This is a genomic window from Streptomyces sp. NPDC101132 (genome assembly GCF_044759225.1).
In the GTDB taxonomy this organism is placed as follows: Bacteria; Actinomycetota; Actinomycetes; order Streptomycetales; family Streptomycetaceae; genus Streptomyces.
In genome coordinates this window covers 27,710-45,443 of record NZ_JBIVYX010000025.1, presented here as the reverse complement: position 1 = coordinate 45,443, position 17,734 = coordinate 27,710, and the positions used below count along the sequence as shown (strand labels likewise).

Sequence of the window (17,734 nt, the reverse complement as noted above, 5' to 3'; positions counted from 1 at the left end):
CACGACCTCGACCCCGTGAAGGGTCTGGTCCAGGACGGACTTCACCGCCGTCGGCAGACGCTCTGCGTCGTTGTAGACGATGACGACCACGGAGAGATCCGGTCGCGGCGCGTTCGTGTTCTCTGAGGTCTCGAGGGTCATATTCGCCCCAGCGAATACGTCATCTTCGATCGGCTCTCTTTTGCACGGGAAAACTCCGCCGCGCCGAATACAGGTGCTTTCGCCGCGCCGAATTTTGGGGCTGGTTTGATGCGACGGCCACCGCGGCGACCGGTCAGGCACGATACCCCAGCGGGCCTGTCCGCAGCCGCTGCCGACCGGCGCGCCCCGCGCGTGTGTGAGCCGCCCGACCCCCGCACCCGGCACCAGGGCGGCCCCCATACCAGATCCTCCCGGATGAACACCAGGGTATCAGCGGGAGATTCATCACACAGGGTGAGTCGTTCGGGCGCTCGGAACGTCGGAGCGCGGTGCTTACTATGAACGGAACCTTTTCGTCTGCCGAACGCCGCGGGCTTCCGCAGGGTGTCCGCACGTCCCGCCACGGAGCCTGACACCCCATCGGGGAATCCGCGGAGCCACCGGCGTCCTGAATTGCGCGGAATGACACGGAGAGTTTTCCGGCCGCTCCGACCGCTGATGAAATTGTGAGGCAGACCCCGCCATGACATCGACGGCGTCGACGTCCCCGACCGTTCTGCAGCCCTCCATATCCGGGCGCGGCGACCGCCCCGCCGGAACTGGTCCGCTGCCGACCCGGCTCGATTCCCTCACCAGCCTGAGGTTCTTCGCGGCGTTCGCGGTCTTCGCGCACCACTTCACCGGATACGGCCACAAGACGGGCTTCGGCACCGCGCCGCTGATCTTCCCGTACTCGCAGATCGGCGCGCACGGCGTCACGTTCTTCTTCGTGCTCTCCGGCTTCCTGCTGACCTGGGTCCACAAGCCGGAGCAGAGGGCCGGCGCCTTCTACTGGCGGCGCATCGCCCGCATCTGGCCGGCCACCCTCGTCGCCGCGGTCCCCGCCTACTACGTCTTCTACGTCATGGCGAAGGAGGACCGGGACTGGGGCAGCATCATCTCCTCGCTCTTCCTGGTCCAGAACTGGTTCCCCGGCGCCTACCCCACGCTGCCCGGCAACCCCGTCACCTGGACCCTCGGCGTCGAGCTGCTCTTCTACCTGCTCTTCCCCTTCGCGGCCCGCGTGCTGGTCCGGATGCGCACCCGGAACCTGTGGCTGCTGACCGCCGCCGGCCTGCTCGGCATGGTCGTCGTCGACCACGTGGCGTACGCGGAGCTCAGCGCCAAGACGGCCTCCTGGGTCATGCGGCACCCGCTGGTCTACATGCCGGAGTTCCTGCTCGGCATCACCCTCGCCCTGGCGGTCAAGCGGGGCTGGCGGATGCCCCTGCACCCGGCCGTGCCGGTCGCCGCGCTGGCCGCGTTCGTCTACGCGTACTACCAGGCGCGCGCCGCGCTGCCCCCGTACTGGGACCAGCAGCTGGAGGCCCTCGTCCGGCCGAGCATCTCCATCCTCGCCGCCCTGATCATGCTGGCCTTCGTCCAGCGCGAGGTCGCCGGGCACCGCGGGATCATGAACAGCAGGACGCTGATCAACCTGGGCATCTGGTCGTATTGCTTCTACCTGCTGCACCACACGGTCAGCCGCTGGGCCACGTACGAGTTCGGCCGCCTGCACGACAACAACGGCGCCCTCTTCGGCCTGCTCGGCCTCGGGCTCGTCGCGACCGCCCTGTCCTGGGCGCTGCACCGGTACGTCGAGGAACCGGCCAACCGCTGGCTCATCCGGAAGATGCCGGCCCGGCTGCGGACCCCGGTCCGCCGCTGACCGGCGGGCGTCCGCCCGGCGGCCGGCGACGGGCGGGGCTCAGCCCCGCGCCCGGCCCCCGCGCTGCTCAGCCCTCGTGCTCCGCGATCAGCGCGGTGCCCACCCGGCGGAAGCCCGCCCGGCCGTAGATCCGGGCCACGTCCTCGTCGCCGGCCGACAGGAAGACCGTCCGCGCACCGTTCGCACGCGCCGCCGCCACGAGCGCCGCGGTCACCCCGAGCGCCAGCCCCTGGCGCCGGGCCGCGGGCAGGGTGCCGACCCCCACCACCTCGGCCACGTCACCGGCCGGGTTGTACTGCCCGGACGACAGCACCACCCCGTCCCGCACCGCCGCGGCCAGCACCGTGGTCCCGGCCGCCAGCTTCGCCGTCACGTACGCCCGGCGGCCCTCGCTGCCCGGGTCGGCCGTCTGCCGCGCCAGCTCCGCCGGCCCGGCCTCGCCCCTCGCGGTGCCGGGCGCCGCGAAGGCCAGCGCCGGCACCGTCACCGCCGCCCGCAGCAGCGGGTCGTCCGCGCCCAGCAGCCGTACCTCCGGATGCGGCTCCGGCGCCGCGGCCTCCGGGTCCAGCACCATCAGCGGGTGCGCGTGCACGGACAGGCCGGCCGCCTCCACCGCGGCCCGCAGGCCGGGCGTCGTCTCGGCCACCCACTCGAAGGCCTCGGGCACCTTCAGCTCGCGCTGCCGGGCCAGCACCCGCTCCACGTCGGCGGCCGTCACCGGCCCGGCGCCGCCGAGCACGGGCCGGGCGTAGTACGCCCAGCCCTCGGGGTTCTCCTGGACGAACAGGGTCAGGGGGCCGAAGTCCTCGGCGCGGGCACCGCCCACGCGCGGCACCGTGTCGTAGTACCGCTCAAGATCGTCAAGTGTGGTCACGGCGCCATGGAAGCAGGATCGCGCCGGCCGGGCACCCCCTTTACGGCACGCGTCACGCACCTTCCTTGAGCACCCGGGACACCAGCTGCCGCTGGGCCTCCGTGAGGTGCGGATCGGCGCAGTGGACCGTACGTCCGTCCACCGTGATCCGGTACGAGAAGCCGTCCGGCACCCCCACCGCCCCCGACGTGCCGCCCGGGCCGCCCGGCGCGGTGGACAGCGCCCGCTCGGCGAGCGCCGCCCACTCCTGCGCGTCCGGCCGGCCCGCGGTGTCCACCTCGGCACGCCGCTCGATCCCCGCGAACCCGCCCGTCCTGTGTACTTCGATGCGCATGGGACCTCTCTACCGCGTCTACGCGGTGGGGACACCCACCTGCGACCACGCCTTCAGCAGCGCCTGGGACTCCTCGCCCTCGCCGAACAGCGAGACGGCCTTCGCCACCGAGAGGCGGGCGAAGTCCTTGAACTGGGCCTGGGAGTCCAGCTCGCCGCCCGCGAGGGTCTCGTACCAGATCTTCCCCGCCCGCTCCCAGGCGTTGCCGCCCAGCGCGGTGGCCACCAGGTAGAAGGCGTGGTTGGGGATGCCCGAGTTGATGTGCACGCCGCCGTTGTCCCGGCCGGTGCGCACGTAGTCGTCCATGGTGGCCGGCTGCGGGTCCTTCCCGAGCACGTCGTCGTCGTACGCCGTGCCGGGGGCCTTCATCGAGCGCAGCGCCACGCCCTGCACGTCGGGGGCGAAGAGCCCGGCGCCGATCAGCCAGTCCGCCCGGTCGGCGGTCTGGCCCAGGGCGTACTGCTTGATCAGCGAGCCGAAGACGTCGGACATCGACTCGTTGAGCGCCCCGGACTGGCCGAAGTAGTCGAGGTTGGCCGTGTACTGGGTGACGCCGTGGGCCAGCTCGTGCCCGATCACGTCCACCGGGAGGGTGAAGTCGAGGAAGATCTCGCCGTCACCGTCGCCGAACACCATCTGCTCGCCGTTCCAGAAGGCGTTGCCGTAGTTCTCGTCGTAGTGGACGGTCGCCAGCAGCGGCAGGCCCTCGCCGTCGATCGAGTTCCGGCCGAAGGCGGACAGGAACAGCTCGAAGGTCGCGCCCAGGCCCGCGTACGCGCGGTTCACCGTCGCGTCCTGGCCCGGCTCGTCCCCCTCGCGGCGCACGACCTTCCCGGGCAGCGAGGTCCGGCGCTGCGCGTCGTGGATCGTCCGGTTCGGCTCCTCGGCGGCTCCGCCGAAGGCCGGCAGGCCGATGACGGTGTTCAGGCGGCGCTCGGTGCGCAGCGAGGCGTCGGCGATCAGGGTCCGCTTGGCGGGTGCGGCGACGGCCGGGTTGTCGGCTTGGGCCAGCTTGTCGAGGAGGTGGGGCGGCACGATCGTGCAGAAGACGGGGTGGGCGGCGCGGCGGGCGTCCTTGGCATCCATGCGACAGCAATGTGGCAGTGGGTCATGACGCTGTCACTACCCGCGACCATGATTCATTCCTCCGTCTCAAACTCGCAGCACCGCGTTGACAGAACGTCCGGACCTTCCGGGGCCTCCCGAGGCGTAAGTCACATTTCGGACATTCCGGAAACGGGGTCCCGCATACTGGAACGACGACGCGTCCCCGCCGCGGTCTCGGTTAGTCTGCGGAGCATCATGCGTTTCGGGCTGCTTCTCCTTAGCTGCCGCGGCGAGGGCCTGTAGTCGTAGGCCGACCCCCTCCCCGCGGAGTCTGGTGTTGCGCAGTACGACCCGTCGGCCGTCCCAGCGAATCAACGCGGACACGCGAGGAGCCCCACGCCATGACCCAGCACAGCTACGCCGACCGCCGCACGCCCGTCACCAACGCGACCCACACCCAGCAGCCCTCCGGGATGCCGGTCCACAAGTACGGCGTGTACGAGCAGGTGGACATCCCGGACCGCACGTGGCCGGACGCGCGCATCACCAAGGCACCCCGCTGGCTGTCCACCGACCTGCGCGACGGCAACCAGGCCCTGATCGACCCGATGAGCCCCGCCCGCAAGCGCGAGATGTTCGACCTGCTGGTGCGCATGGGCTACAAGGAGATCGAGGTCGGCTTCCCGTCCGCCAGCGACACCGACTTCGCCTTCGTACGCTCCATCATCGAAGAGGGCGCGATCCCGGACGACGTCACCATCTCCGTGCTGACCCAGGCCCGCGAGGACCTGATCGAGCGCACCGTGGAGTCCCTGCGCGGCGCCAAGCGCGCCACCGTGCACATGTACAACGCCACCGCGCCGACCTTCCGCCGGGTCGTCTTCCGCGGCTCCAAGGACGACATCAAGCAGATCGCCGTCGACGGCACCCGCCTGGTGATGGAGTACGCCGAGAAGATCCTGGGCGACGAGACGGTCTTCGGCTACCAGTACAGCCCCGAGATCTTCACCGACACCGAGCTGGACTTCGCCCTGGAGGTCTGCGAGGCCGTCTGCGACGTCTGGCAGCCCGGCCCCGGCCGCGAGATCATCCTGAACCTGCCCGCCACCGTGGAGCGCTCGACCCCCTCCACCCACGCGGACCGCTTCGAGTGGATGTCCCGCAACCTGTCCCGCCGCGAGTACGTCTGCCTGTCCGTGCACCCGCACAACGACCGCGGCACGGCCGTCGCCGCCGCCGAGCTGGCGATCATGGCCGGCGCCGACCGCATCGAGGGCTGCCTGTTCGGCCAGGGCGAGCGCACCGGCAACGTCGACCTGGTCACCCTGGGCATGAACCTGTTCTCGCAGGGTGTCGACCCGCAGATCGACTTCTCGCAGATCGACGAGATCCGCCGCACCTCCGAGTACTGCAACCAGATGGAGGTCCACCCGCGCCACCCCTACGCCGGCGACCTGGTCTACACCGCCTTCTCCGGCTCCCACCAGGACGCCATCAAGAAGGGCTTCGACGCCATGGAGGCCGACGCGGCCGCCCAGGGCAAGACCGTGGACGACATCGAGTGGGCCGTCCCGTACCTGCCGATCGACCCGAAGGACGTCGGCCGCTCCTACGAGGCGGTCATCCGCGTCAACTCGCAGTCCGGCAAGGGCGGCATCGCGTACGTCCTGAAGAACGACCACAAGCTGGACCTGCCGCGCCGCATGCAGATCGAGTTCTCGAAGATCATCCAGGCCAAGACCGACGCCGAGGGCGGCGAGGTCACGCCGAAGGAGATCTGGTCGGTCTTCCAGGACGAGTACCTGCCGAACCCGGACAACCCGTGGGGCCGCATCCAGCTGCGCTCGGGTCAGTCGACCACCGACAAGGACGGCACCGACACCCTGACCGTCGACGCGGTCGTGGACGGCGTGGAGACCACCCTGGCGGGCTCCGGCAACGGTCCGATCTCGGCCTTCTTCGACGCGCTGGCCGGCATCGGCGTGGACGCCCGCCTGCTGGACTACACCGAGCACACCATGAGCGAGGGCGCGTCCGCGCAGGCCGCCTCGTACATCGAGTGCGCGATCGACGGCCGTGTGCTGTGGGGCATCGGCATCGACGCCAACACCACGCGCGCCTCCCTGAAGGCCGTCATCTCGGCCGTGAACCGCGCGGGCCGCTGACCCGGCCCGGCCCCGGAGCGACGCCCGCCCGGGTCCTGACGTGACGGATGCCCGGACCCCCCGCGAGGGAGGTCCGGGCATCCGCCGTACGGGGGCCGGCCGCAGGGGGGAGGGCGGCCGGCCCCCGTCTCGGGGGACCGCGCGGGAACGGCGGTCCGTGGCCTCGGAGACGGACACGGGCGGTTCCGCCCGCGAGATGGCCGGTGCTGTTCGAGCACCTGCTCGGGGCTTGCGAGATCCATCCTGGGGGAGGGCCCCGGCCTGCGGAAGGAAGATCAACGGGACGCAACCGGCCCTGACCGCAAGGGGCCAGAGCCGCCCGCCGGACCTCCGCCGGAGGGCGCGGAAGGGCGGAGTTCGGCCAACTCCCGTGTGGGGAAGGGGGATGTCCTGTCGCGGGACTGCCGTCGTCCGGCGCATGTGGCTAACATCACGCCAACGTCGCGATGTTGCGGGGATGTAACGGAGGTGGGACGTGCTGCCTGGGCGAGGCGGGAACGGCCGGAAGGTGATGCCGTGGGGCATCCGCACCACCTGGAGCACCGTGGGGGACGGTGAGTTCTTCTGCCCGGGCTGCGGCGGGGACCGCAACTACCGCCGCCGGACCGGCCGGCGCCGGCTCACCGTGCTCGGGCTGCCGCTGCTGCCGCGCGGGTACGTCGGCCCGGTCGTCGAGTGCGCCGCCTGCGCGGAGCGCTACGGGCCGGAGCTGCTGGACCACCCGACCACCACCCGCTTCTCGGCGATGCTGCGCGACGCCGTCCATACGGTGGCCCTGGCCGTCCTCGCCGCCGGGGGCACGTCCTCCCGTACGGCGCTGGAGGCCGCGGTGTCGGCCGTGCGCGGCGCCGGCTTCGAGGACTGCACCGAGGAGCAGCTGGAGGCGCTCGTCGAGGCGCTGGGGGACACCGGCAGGCTCTCGGCGGACATGTTCGGCGCCGCCCTGTCCATCGAGCTGCACGAGGCGCTGGAGCCGCTGTCGCCGCACCTGGCGCCGGCCGGCCGCGAGTCGATCCTGCTCCAGGGGGCCCGTATCGCCCTCGCGGACGGCCCGTACACGCCCGGCGAGCGGGAGGTGCTGGCCACGGCCGGGGGCGCGCTGCGGCTCGACACGGACGACGTCACGCGGCTGCTCGCGGCGGCCCGCACGCCCTCCTGACCCGGCCCGACGGCGGCCTGTCAGGACCGAAGCCCCGGACGCGGTTGTCCGGGGCTTCTCCGCACCCTCGTTCTACGCGTGTTGACTCCGCTCCGCTGCGTAACGATTTCGCGTCGCCGCCCGGCGGGGGGCCTCGTTTCTGGCCGGAAGTGGATCCTCCGGAGCCGGTGGACCCTCGCTGTCCTGCGGCTTCACAGGGCGTTCACAGGACGTTCGGATTCGCTTGACGGAAAGTCGCCCCTGCCTGGTCAGGGGGGTGAGGGCGGCCGCGGCTTCCCGTTCGTGCAGGTGGGAACGCCAAGCGGAGCCGGATCTTCCCATAGACGATCCGAGGTGGCACCGCCATGAGAGGAATCCACAAATCGAGGTTCCGTCAGGCTCAACAATTTGTAGCAGTCGACGATGTGCGTGAGGGCCCTCACAGGCGTTGGATTCCGGTTACACGACGAGGCGCTGTCCGTAACACCACAGGGCTTCGATCCACGTGAAGCACTGACAACCCTGACCGTCAGAGCCGCCGGCGCAGGGATAACCAGAACTCCTCTCAATTACCTACCTCTTGAAGGGCAAGGCAGAGATGGCACGTGTCGCCGCCCGGCTTTCCGACGGAGAGCAGAGCATGCACCCGGTCGACGAGGTGCTCCCCCTTCCCAAGCTCGCGCTCTACGGCTTCCAGCACGTACTCGCGTTCTACGCGGGAGCGGTGATCGTCCCGATCATCGTCGGTGGTGCCCTGGGACTCAGTACGGAACAGCTCGTCTACCTGATCAACGCAGACCTCTTCACCTGCGGCATCGCCTCGATCATCCAGGCGTTCGGCATCGGCCGGATCGGTGCGCGCCTGCCGCTGATCCAGGGCGTCACCTTCACCGCGGTGTCGCCGATGATCGCCATCGGCCTCGGCGCCGGAGGCGGGACCGCAGCACTCCTGGTGATCTACGGAGCCGTGATCACCGCGGGCATCGCGACCTTCGCGTTCGCCTGGCTGCCGCCCAAGGCCTTCCGCGCCGTGATGCGGCTGTTCCCGCCGGTCGTCACCGGCACGGTGATCACGGTGCTCGGCATCGTGCTCATCCCGGTCGGCCTCAACGACGCCGCGGGCGGCCTCGGCAGCCCCGACTTCGGCGACCCGAAGAACTTCGCCTACGCCGGCGGCACGATGCTCTTCATCCTGATCCTGATGAAGCTCGGCAAGCCGTTCCTCTCCAGCATCGCCATCCTGCTCGGCCTGGTGGGCGGCACCGCCGTCGCCTTCCTGCTCGGCGACGCCAAGTTCGGCGACGTGTCGAAGGCCGACTGGGTGGGCGTCACCACCCCGTTCCACTTCGGCGTCCCGAAGTTCGAGTGGTTCCCGATCGTGCTGATGCTCATCGTCATGCTGATCACGATGGTGGAGACCACCGGTGACACGTACGCGGTCGGCGACATCGTCGGCAAGGAGGTCGACAGCGAGACCGTGGCCCGCGCCCTGCGCGCCGACGGTGCCGCGACCGCCCTCGGCGGTGTGCTGAACTCCTTCCCGTACGTCGCCTTCGCCGAGAACGTCGGCCTGGTCCGGATGACCAAGGTCAAGAGCCGCTTCGTGGTCGTCGCCGCGGGTGTGTTCATGATCGTCCTGGGTCTGCTGCCCAAGGCGGCCGCGATCGTCGCCTCCGTCCCGCACGGGGTCCTCGGCGGCGCCGCCACCGTGATGTTCGCGATGGTCGCCCTGGCCGGCATCCAGACCCTCGCCAAGGTCGACCTCAAGGAGGAGAAGAACGCGCTCGTCATCGGCGTCTCCCTGGCCTTCGCCCTGCTCCCGGCCACCGTCCCGGTGTTCTTCAAGGAGCACATGAACGCCGACCTCTCCTCGCTGCTCAACAGCGGTGTCACGCTCGGTGCCACGGCGGCGATCGTGCTGAACCTGATCTTCAACGGTCTCGGCAAGGACGACGCACACCACGCCACCGCGGCTCCGGCAGTCATCCCGGGTCAGCCGGCGGAGACCACGGCCGCGAAGGGCACGGACGCGGACGACGCCGCGCCCGCCGCCGAGGCCGCGGAGGGCGAGGCCGCCGAGCCCGCGCCCACCGCCTGATACCTCCCAAGGGGTGTCCCCGGCCGGGTTCCACCACCGGCCGGGGTCACTGCCGTTCCGCCGCCGGGCGAGGCACCTTGCGGCCAAGGACGCTTCCTGCCACCCGGAAACCGGTCCCGAACCGATCTTCCCTGCCTACGGTCGGATCCGACCCAGGGCGCCCGCCGCCCGCCACCACCGGACCGGGAAGATCATCATGCGCACACGTGTGTTCCGGCGCTTCGCCGTCGCCTCCACCCTCGCAGTCTCGGCCTCGCTGCTGGGCGGCCACGGGGCCACGGCCGCCGACACCGCGTCCCCCGTCACGCCGAAGGCCGTCTTCAACGACCCGGCCACCAGCCCGAACGCCATCCGCGACGAACTGATCAGGCTCATCGACAACACGGCGGACGGCGGGCTGATCCGGGGCTCGATCTTCCTCTTCACCGACAACGACGTGCGCGAGGCCCTCAAGCGGGCGGCGTCCCGGGAAGGGGCGAAGAAGGTCACCGTCCAGATCGTCTTCGACGAGAAGGCCGTGGCCGAGACGAACGCGGCGGGCGAGCCCACCGGCACCGAGTTCGGCAACCTGGGCACCGCGTTCGGCCGGACCGTGAAGTACGGCGACACCGTGGACGCCGCCACCGCCGGATCCTTCGTCCTGGCCTGCGAGAAGGACCGCGGCTGCATCGGGAACCGGAAGATGACGCAGGCCGACGGCGACGTCGAGAACGCCATCAACCACAACAAGTTCTTCCTGTTCTCCAAGGTGGGCACCACCGAGAACGTCGTCTTCCAGTCCTCGGCGAACCTGACCACGAACCACCGCACCGCCATGTACAACAACGCGGTGGTCGTCCCCCACAAGGAGCTCTACGACGAGTACGACCGGTACTGGAACGACCAGGTGCGCCTCGGCGTCGGCGGCGACGGCCTGGACCACTACTACAAGACCAAGGACGTCGGGGACTACAAGACCTACTTCTTCCCCCGCCGCGAGGACGACGACAACCCCGCCGACGGCGTGCCGGCCGACCCGCGGCAGGACCCGGACACCGACACCGTCGTGGACCTGCTGGAGAACGTGACCTGCAGCGCCGCCTCCCCCTCGAAGATCAGGATCGGGATGTACGCCTTCACCCGGACCCAGGTCGCCGACCGGCTCCGCCGCATGGCCGCCGACGGCTGCACGGTGCAGGTCGTCCTCAACGGGGACAAGGGCAGCGTGGGCACCGGGGTGCGTGACGTCTTCGCCGCGGCGCCCGGAGTCGACGTACGCATGTGCCAGGGCGGCGAGGACAAGTCCGCCCCCGGCCTCGGCATCCACTCCAAGTACCTGCTGATCGACGGCACCTACCTGGACAAGCCGCGCAAGCTGGTCTTCACCGGCAGCCACAACTACACCTACCCGAACCTCCGCTCGCAGGACGAGACCCTGCTGAAGATCGACAACGCGCAGATCTACGAGGGCTTCCGGAAGAACTTCGACGAGACCCTGCTCCAGGGCTCCGCCTGCCGGCAGCCGATGGCCGTCCCCTTCTAGCGACCCCGCGGCCCCGCGGCCCGACCCGACCGACCCGGCCCGTTGTCCCGCCCCTGTGCGGGACAATGGGCCGCATGAGTCTGTTCCGCGACGACGGCATCGTGCTGCGCACCCAGAAGCTGGGTGAGGCGGACCGCATCATCACCCTCCTCACCCGCGGGCACGGCCGCGTCCGCGCCGTCGCCCGCGGCGTACGCCGGACCAGGTCGAAGTTCGGCGCCGGGCTGGAGCCCTTCTCCCACGTCGACGTGCAGTTCTTCGCCCGCGGCAGCGAGCTGGTGGGCCGGGGCCTGCCGCTCTGCACGCAGACCGAGATCATCGCCCCGTACGGCGGCGGCATCGTCACCGACTACGCCCGCTACACCTCCGGCACCGCGATGCTGGAGACGGCCGAGCGCTTCACCGACCAGGAGGGCGAGCCCGCCGTACAGCAGTACCTGCTGCTCGTCGGCGCCCTGCGCACCCTGGCCCGCGGCGAGCACGAGCCGCACCTGATCCTCGACGCCTTCCTGCTGCGCTCGCTCGCCGTCAACGGTTACGCCCCCTCCTTCCAGGACTGCGCGAAGTGCGGCATCCACGGCCCCAACCGCCACTTCTCCGTGGCCGCGGGCGGCGTGGTCTGCGGCGACTGCCGGGTCCCCGGAAGCGTCGTACCCTCCTCGGAGGCCATCGGACTGCTCAGCGCGCTGCTGACCGGCGACTGGGCCACCGCGGACGCGTGCGAGCCGCGGCACGTCAGGGAGGGCAGCGGGCTGGTATCGGCCTACCTCCACTGGCATCTGGAGCGCGGGCTACGCTCCTTGCGTTACGTAGAGAAATAAGGAGCGAGGCGACATGGCACGACGCGGGATTCTGGGGCGGCAGCGCCGCGAGTACGTCCTTCCCGAACCCCACCCGTCCGGCGAGCGCCCGCCCAAGATCCCGGGCGAGCTCGTGCCGAACCACGTCGCCGTGGTCATGGACGGCAACGGCCGCTGGGCCAAGGAGCGCGGGCTGCCGCGCACCGAGGGCCACAAGGTCGGCGAGGGCGTCGTCCTCGACGTGCTCAAGGGCTGCCTGGAGATGGGCGTCAAGAACCTCTCCCTCTACGCCTTCTCCACCGAGAACTGGAAACGCTCGCCCGACGAGGTCCGCTTCCTCATGAACTTCAACCGCGACGTCATCCGCCGCCGCCGCGACGAGATGGACGCGCTGGGCATCCGCATCCGCTGGGTCGGCCGCATGCCGAAGATGTGGAAGTCCGTGGTCCAGGAGCTCCAGGTCGCCCAGGAGCAGACCAAGAACAACGACGCGATGACGCTCTACTTCTGCGTCAACTACGGCGGCCGGGCGGAGATCGCGGACGCGGCCCAGGCCATCGCGCGCGACGTCGCCGCCGGCCGGCTCGACCCCTCGAAGGTCAACGAGAAGACCTTCGCCAAGTACATGTACTACCCGGACATGCCGGACGTGGACCTGTTCCTGCGCCCCAGCGGCGAGCAGCGCACCTCCAACTACCTGATCTGGCAGAGCGCGTACGCCGAAATGGTCTTCCAGGACGTGCTCTGGCCGGACTTCGACCGCCGCAACCTGTGGGCCGCCTGCCTGGAGTACGCCCAGCGCGACCGCCGCTTCGGCGGGGCGATCCCGAACGAGGTCGCGGGCCGCTAGGCCGCCCCCGGCGCGGGGGGGGGGGGCGCCCCCCCCCCCCCCCCCGGGGGGGGGGCCCCCCCGCCCCCCCGCGCCGGGGGAGCACGGCGTCGTGGCGCCGGGGGAACCCGGGTACCGGCCGGCAGGGCCCCGCCGCGCCGCGCGCCTGCGCCGTGCTTCCGGAGCGGGCCGGATCAGCCCGCGGCCGCGCAGTCCGCGCAGGTGCCGAAGATCTCCACGGTGTGCGCCACGTTCACGAAGCCGTGCTCCGCGGCGATGGCCTCGGCCCACTTCTCCACGGCCGGGCCCTCCACCTCCACCGCCTTCCCGCACTTGCGGCAGACCAGGTGGTGGTGGTGCTCGCCGGACGAACACCGGCGGTACACGGCCTCGCCGTCGCTGGTGCGCAGCACGTCGACCTCGCCGGCGTCGGCGAGGGACTGGAGGGTGCGGTACACGGTGGTCAGGCCCACGGAATCGCCGCGGTGCTTGAGCATGTCGTGCAGCTCCTGGGCGCTGCGGAACTCGTCGACCTCGTCCAGCGCCGCCGCCACGGCGGCACGCTGCCGGGTGGACCGTCCTCGTACTGGCGCGGTGTTCGTCTCGCCAGGCGCAGTCGCCACCGGTTCCTCCTCATCTCGGGCCTCGGGCCATTGTGCCAGGCCGGGCACCCCCGGGGCTCCGGCTCGGATCGTGCGCCCGCAGCCGGTCACACCTTGACGTCGTCCCGCGTGCACACCTGCTCGGCGGTGCGGGCCGCTCCGGCACGCCGTCTGGCCAGCGGCGCGGCCAGCGCGGTCGTCACCAGGAAGACGCCGATGGCGATCAGCACGATGGTCGCGCCCGACGGAACGTCCACGTAGTAGGTGGCCGCCGTCCCGCCCAGTGAGACGGCGAGGCTGATCGCGATGGCCAGGCCCAGGGTGGCGGCGAACCCGCGGGTGACCCGCTGGGCGGCCGCGACCGGGATCACCATCATGGCGCTGACCAGCAGCAGGCCCACGATGCGCATGGCGACGGTCACGGTGACCGCGGCGGTGACCGCGAGCAGCAGGTTCAGGGCGCGCACCGGGAGGCCGGTGACCTTCGCGAACTCCTCGTCCTGGCAGACGGCGAAGAGCTGCCGGCGCAGGCCGATGGTCACCGCGATGACGAAGGCCGCGAGGATCAGCATGGCGGTGACGTCCTCGGGGGCCACCGTCGTGATCGAGCCGAACATGGCGCTGACCAGGTTGGTCGTCGAGCCGTTCGGCGCCAGGTTGATGATCATGACGCCGCCGGCCAGGCCGCCGTAGAACAGCATGGCCAGCGCGACGTCGCCGCTCGTCTTGCCGCGGGAGCGGATCAGCTCCATGCCGACGGCACCGAGCACGGCGACCAGGGTGGCCATCCAGACGGGGCTGGTGTTGAGCAGGAAGCCGAGCGCCACGCCGGTCATGGCGACGTGGCCGAGGCCGTCGCCCATCACGGCCTGGCGGCGCTGGACGAGGTACGTGCCGATGGCGGGGGCCGTGATGCCGACCAGGGCGGCGGCGATCAGCGCCCGCTGCATGAAGGCGTAGTTCAGGATGTCCATCAGCTCAGCAGTCCCGTCCGGAGCGGCTCGGCATCGTGCGCCGCGTGGGGGTGTACGTGGTCGTGGCCGGGCAGCGCGTGCTGGCCCACCGCCTCGGGGGGCGGCCCGTCGTGGACGACGCATCCGTCGCGCAGCACGACGGCCCGGCTGATCAGCGGCTCCAGCGGACCCAGTTCGTGCAGCACGAGCAGCACGGTGGAGCCCGCCTTGACCTGCTCGCGCAGGGCGTTGGCCAGGACCTCCTGGTTGGCGAGGTCCACGCCGGCCATGGGCTCGTCCATGATCAGCAGCTCGGGCTCGACGGCGAGTGCGCGGGCGATGAGCACCCGCTGGTGCTGGCCGCCGGAGAGGGCGTTGACGGAGGCGTCGGCGTACGCGTCCATGTCGACCAGGGCCAGGGCGCGGTCCACGGCGGCCCGGTCGGCCTTGCGCAGCAGCCCGAAGCGGCTGCGGGCCAGCCGGCCGGAGGAGACGACCTCGCGGACGGTGGCCGGGACGCCGCTGGCGGCGGTGGTGCGCTGGGGCACGTAGCCGATGCGCGACCAGTCGCGGAAGCGCTTGAACTCCGTGCCGAAGAGGGACAGCTCGCCGCTGCTCAGCGGGACCTGGCCGACCACCGACCGGACGGCGGTGGACTTGCCGGAGCCGTTGGCGCCGAGCAGGGCGACGACCTCACCGCGCCGGACGGTGAGGTCGACCCCGCGCAGCACGGGGCGCGAGCCGAGCGAGGCCGTGGCCCCGCGCAGGGATATGACGGGCTGGTCCGCTGCCTCCGCGGGCGTGGACTGCATGGCGCGCGCCTCCGTAACTGCCGTGGTCGTCACTTGCTGCCGAGTGCCTTCTGGAGGTTCCTGAGGTTGGACCGCATGACCTCGAGGTAGTCGGCGCCCTGGGACGTGTCGGTGATCCCCTCCAGGGGATCGAGGACGTCGGTCTTCAGGCCCGTGTCCGCCGCGAGGGTCTTGGCGGTCTTGTCGCTGGCCAGGGTCTCGAAGAACACGGTGGTGACATTGTCCTTCTTCGCCAGGGCCTGGAGTTCCTTCATCCGCGCCGGGCTCGGCTCGGCCTCGGGGTCGACGCCGGAGATGCCCTCCTGGTCGAGCCCGTAGCGCTCGGCGAGGTAACCGAAGGCGGAGTGGGTGGTGATGAAGGTGTCGGTGGCCCGGTTCTTCAGGCCGTCCTTGAACTCGGTGTCCAGGGCGGTGAGCTTGCCGACCAGGTCGGCGGCGTTCTTCTCGTAGTCGGCGGCGTGCGCCGGGTCGGCCTTCCCCAGGGCGGCGCCGAAGCCCTTGGCGATCTCCGCGTACTTGACCGGGTCGAGCCAGACGTGCGGGTCGTCGCCGGCCTCGCCGTGGTCGTGGCCGTGCTCGTCCTCCGAGCCGTGCTCCGTGCCGGAGCCGTGGCCGTGCTCGTCCTCGCCGGCCAGGTCGTGGTGGACGAGCTCGGTGAGGGAGGCGGCGTCGACGGTGTTCTTGACGCCGGCCTGCTCGACGGCCTTGTCGACGGCGGGCTGGAGGGTCTTGAGGTAGAGGACCACGTCCGCCTCGCCGAGCTGGGCGGTCTGCTTGGGCGTGATCTCCAGGTCGTGCGGTTCCACGCCCGGCTTGGTGAGGGTGGAGACGGCCACGTGGTTCCCGCCGATCCGCTCGGCCAGGAACTGGAGCGGGTAGAACGACGCGACGACGTCCAGCTTGCCGTCCTTCGAGCCGCCGGCGGCCGTGGCTCCGGAGCAGGCGGTCAGGGCGCCGGCGCCGAGGGCGACGGCTCCGGTCAGGGCGGCGGCGGGTATGAGGCGTCGTACGTTCATGACACTCATTTTCATCAAAGATGGAAACGATTGTCAAAAGCCTTCGGATCCCGCCGTCGGGCCCGCCCGCGCTCGCGGTTCCGAAGGGGAACCGATTTGAAAGTGGGGCCCCGGCCGCCGGTAACCTGAAGCATTCGCGTTCGTCCTCGTAATGAAGAGAGCACCGTGGCCGCCGACAAGATCGACACCATCGTCAGCCTCAGCAAGCGCCGTGGCTTCGTCTACCCGTGCAGCGAGATCTACGGCGGTCAGCGTGCCGCCTGGGACTACGGACCGCTGGGTGTCGAGCTCAAGGAGAACATCAAGCGCCAGTGGTGGAAGGCGATGGTGACCTCCCGCGAGGACGTCGTCGGCATCGACTCCTCCGTGATCCTCGCCCCCGAGGTCTGGGTCGCCTCCGGTCACGTCGCGACGTTCTCCGACCCGCTCACCGAGTGCACCTCCTGCCACAAGCGCCACCGCGCCGACCACCTGGAAGAGGCGTACGAGGCCAAGCACGGCCGCCCGCCGGCCAACGGCCTCGCCGACATCAACTGCCCCAACTGCGGCGTCAAGGGCCAGTTCACCGAGCCCAAGCAGTTCTCCGGCATGCTGGAGACCCACCTCGGCCCGACCCAGGACACCGGCTCCAAGGCGTACCTGCGCCCCGAGACCGCCCAGGGCATCTTCACCAACTTCGCCCAGGTCCAGCAGACCTCCCGCAAGAAGCCGCCGTTCGGCATCGCGCAGATGGGCAAGTCCTTCCGGAACGAGATCACTCCGGGCAACTTCATCTTCCGCACCCGCGAGTTCGAGCAGATGGAGATGGAGTTCTTCGTCAAGCCGGGCGAGGACGAGCAGTGGCACGAGTACTGGATGGAGCAGCGCTGGAACTGGTACCGCGACCTCGGCATCCGCGAGGAGAACATCCGCTGGTACGAGCACCCGAAGGAGAAGCTGTCCCACTACTCGAAGCGCACCGCCGACATCGAGTACCGCTTCAACTTCGGCGGCAGTGAGTTCTCCGAGCTCGAGGGCGTGGCCAACCGCACCGACTTCGACCTCAAGGCCCACTCCGCGGCCTCCGGCCAGGACCTGTCCTACTTCGACCAGGAGGCCGGCGAGCGCTACGTCCCGTACGTCATCGAGCCCGCGGCCGGTGTCAACCGCGCCATGCTCGCCTTCCTGCTCGACGCCTACGTCGAGGACGAGGCCCCGAACGCCAAGGGCGTCATGGAGAAGCGCACCGTGATGCGCCTCGACCCGCGCCTGGCCCCGGTCAAGGTCGCCGTCCTCCCGCTGTCCCGCAACGAGAAGCTGTCGCCGAAGGCCAAGGGCCTCGCCGCCGACCTGCGCAAGTTCTGGAACATCGAGTTCGACGACGCCGGCGCCATCGGCCGCCGCTACCGCCGCCAGGACGAGATCGGCACGCCGTTCTGCGTCACCGTCGACTTCGACACCCTGGACGACAACGCGGTGACCGTGCGCGAGCGCGACACCATGAAGCAGGAGCGCGTCTCCCTGGACCAGATCCAGGCGTACCTCGGCGCCCGCCTGCTGGGCTGCTGACCCGGAGCGACCCGGAACTGAAGACGGCCGGGGGGCCCGGGGGGGGGGCCCGCCCCCCCGCCCCCCCCCCGGCCGCGGGCCCCGCCCCGGGGGGGGGGGCCCGGCCGCCCCCCCGCCCCCCCCCCCCCCCCCCCCCCCCCCCCCCCC

15 protein-coding genes are annotated in these 17,734 nt (G+C 70.8%); 8 read left to right on the top strand and 7 right to left on the bottom strand.

Annotated features, from left to right (window positions below; all coding sequences use genetic code 11):
- Positions 1 to 664: 664 nt before the first annotated feature.
- Positions 665 to 1,849, top strand: coding sequence for an acyltransferase family protein (locus ACIQUR_RS34675; protein WP_403673279.1), 1,185 nt, complete (start codon positions 665 to 667; stop codon positions 1,847 to 1,849).
- 67 nt (positions 1,850 to 1,916) lie between these two features.
- Here the strand turns inward: ACIQUR_RS34675 and ACIQUR_RS34670 are convergent, their stop codons facing one another.
- Genes ACIQUR_RS34670 through ACIQUR_RS34660 form a run of 3 tightly spaced genes read right to left on the bottom strand, consistent with a single transcriptional unit; the run spans position 1,917 to position 4,143 of the window.
- Positions 1,917 to 2,723 carry a GNAT family N-acetyltransferase gene (locus ACIQUR_RS34670; protein ID WP_403673277.1) on the bottom strand — a complete coding sequence of 269 codons (807 nt, stop codon included), beginning with the start codon at positions 2,721 to 2,723 and terminating at the stop codon, positions 1,917 to 1,919.
- 52 nt (positions 2,724 to 2,775) lie between these two features.
- Positions 2,776 to 3,057: a protealysin inhibitor emfourin gene (locus tag ACIQUR_RS34665; protein ID WP_403673275.1), complete on the bottom strand. Its 282-nt coding sequence runs from the start codon at positions 3,055 to 3,057 to the stop codon at positions 2,776 to 2,778.
- A gap of 18 nt (positions 3,058 to 3,075) precedes the next feature.
- Positions 3,076 to 4,143, bottom strand: a complete 1,068-nt coding sequence (locus ACIQUR_RS34660) for a M4 family metallopeptidase (protein ID WP_403673273.1) — start codon at positions 4,141 to 4,143, stop codon at positions 3,076 to 3,078.
- Positions 4,144 to 4,505: 362 nt separating this feature from the next.
- Between ACIQUR_RS34660 and leuA the strand changes: the two genes are divergently transcribed.
- The 6 genes from leuA (at position 4,506) to ACIQUR_RS34630 (ending at position 12,677) form a co-directional block, all read left to right on the top strand.
- Positions 4,506 to 6,269 (top strand): 2-isopropylmalate synthase, encoded by a 1,764-nt coding sequence (gene leuA / locus ACIQUR_RS34655; RefSeq protein ID WP_403673272.1) that lies wholly within the window; start codon positions 4,506 to 4,508, stop codon positions 6,267 to 6,269.
- A 475-nt stretch (positions 6,270 to 6,744) separates the two neighbouring features.
- Entirely contained in the window at positions 6,745 to 7,428 is a 684-nt protein-coding gene (locus ACIQUR_RS34650; protein ID WP_403673270.1) for a TerB family tellurite resistance protein, read from the top strand.
- Positions 7,429 to 8,005: 577 nt separating this feature from the next.
- Positions 8,006 to 9,505 (top strand): nucleobase:cation symporter-2 family protein, encoded by a 1,500-nt coding sequence (locus tag ACIQUR_RS34645; protein WP_403673268.1) that lies wholly within the window; start codon positions 8,006 to 8,008, stop codon positions 9,503 to 9,505.
- A gap of 196 nt (positions 9,506 to 9,701) precedes the next feature.
- Positions 9,702 to 11,027, top strand: a complete 1,326-nt coding sequence (locus ACIQUR_RS34640; protein ID WP_403673266.1) for a phospholipase D-like domain-containing protein — start codon at positions 9,702 to 9,704, stop codon at positions 11,025 to 11,027.
- A gap of 74 nt (positions 11,028 to 11,101) precedes the next feature.
- On the top strand, positions 11,102 to 11,848 hold the full coding sequence (gene recO, locus ACIQUR_RS34635; RefSeq protein WP_403673264.1) for a DNA repair protein RecO: 747 nt from the start codon (positions 11,102 to 11,104) through the stop codon (positions 11,846 to 11,848).
- Positions 11,849 to 11,861: 13 nt separating this feature from the next.
- On the top strand, positions 11,862 to 12,677 hold the full coding sequence (locus ACIQUR_RS34630; protein ID WP_403673262.1) for an isoprenyl transferase: 816 nt from the start codon (positions 11,862 to 11,864) through the stop codon (positions 12,675 to 12,677).
- 173 nt (positions 12,678 to 12,850) lie between these two features.
- Here the strand turns inward: ACIQUR_RS34630 and ACIQUR_RS34625 are convergent, their stop codons facing one another.
- From ACIQUR_RS34625 to ACIQUR_RS34610, 4 genes are all read right to left on the bottom strand, one after another.
- A complete protein-coding gene (locus ACIQUR_RS34625; RefSeq protein WP_399958182.1) occupies positions 12,851 to 13,279 on the bottom strand; it encodes a Fur family transcriptional regulator in 429 nt (142 codons plus the stop codon).
- A gap of 86 nt (positions 13,280 to 13,365) precedes the next feature.
- Positions 13,366 to 14,232, bottom strand: a complete 867-nt coding sequence (locus tag ACIQUR_RS34620) for a metal ABC transporter permease (protein ID WP_403673260.1) — start codon at positions 14,230 to 14,232, stop codon at positions 13,366 to 13,368.
- Positions 14,232 to 15,023, bottom strand: coding sequence for a metal ABC transporter ATP-binding protein (locus ACIQUR_RS34615; protein ID WP_403673258.1), 792 nt, complete (start codon positions 15,021 to 15,023; stop codon positions 14,232 to 14,234). Before ACIQUR_RS34615 ends, ACIQUR_RS34620 begins: the two co-directional genes overlap by 1 nt.
- Positions 15,024 to 15,052: 29 nt before the next feature.
- Entirely contained in the window at positions 15,053 to 16,039 is a 987-nt protein-coding gene (locus ACIQUR_RS34610) for a metal ABC transporter substrate-binding protein (protein ID WP_403673256.1), read from the bottom strand.
- Positions 16,040 to 16,204: 165 nt separating this feature from the next.
- Here ACIQUR_RS34610 and ACIQUR_RS34605 point away from each other — a divergent pair, with 165 nt between their 5' ends.
- Positions 16,205 to 17,587: a glycine--tRNA ligase gene (locus tag ACIQUR_RS34605; RefSeq protein ID WP_403673254.1), complete on the top strand. Its 1,383-nt coding sequence runs from the start codon at positions 16,205 to 16,207 to the stop codon at positions 17,585 to 17,587.
- Positions 17,588 to 17,734 lie beyond the last annotated feature (147 nt).